The organism is Pseudoalteromonas sp. bablab_jr010, assembly GCF_016464105.1.
In the GTDB taxonomy this organism is placed as follows: Bacteria; Pseudomonadota; Gammaproteobacteria; order Enterobacterales; family Alteromonadaceae; genus Pseudoalteromonas; species Pseudoalteromonas simplex.
On the sequence record NZ_JACDWV010000190.1, the window covers coordinates 1 to 493 of the forward strand.

Below are 493 nucleotides of genomic sequence, written 5' to 3' on the forward strand. Positions count from 1 at the left end.
ACATAGCAGCTGCTACACTATCATCGGCGCTGTTTCGTTTCACTACTGAGTTCGGCATGGGGTCAGGTGGGTCCAAAACGCTATTGTCACCAAGCAAATTTGGTTTAATTCACTCATCAGAGCAAATTAATAAATTCGGAAATCTGATATTTTCTTACAGCTTAAAGCTTATGGCTTACAGCTTCGTAAAATCTACTTTAGTGTCTTAACTTCTGTTCGTTACACTGTCATAAAACGCGTTTGGCGTTGTATGGTTAAGCCTCACGGGTAATTAGTACAGGTTAGCTTAATGGCTCACACCACTTCCACATCCTGCCTATCAACGTTGTAGTCTTCAACGGCCCTTCAGAGACTTTTAAAGTCTAGTGAGAACTCATCTCGAGGCCTGCTTCGCGCTTAGATGCTTTCAGCGCTTATCAGTTCCGAACGTAGCTACCGGGCAGTGCCATTGGCATGACAACCCGAACACCAGCGGTTCGTTCACTCCGGTCCT

At 45.2% G+C, this 493-nt stretch carries 2 rRNA genes; both read right to left on the bottom strand.

Annotated elements, in window-relative coordinates:
- A 5S ribosomal RNA gene (gene rrf / locus JIG37_RS18605) occupies positions 1-94 on the bottom strand.
- Between the two features lie 156 nt (positions 95-250).
- Positions 251-493: ribosomal RNA gene (locus JIG37_RS18610) — 23S ribosomal RNA — on the bottom strand; the annotation flags it as partial.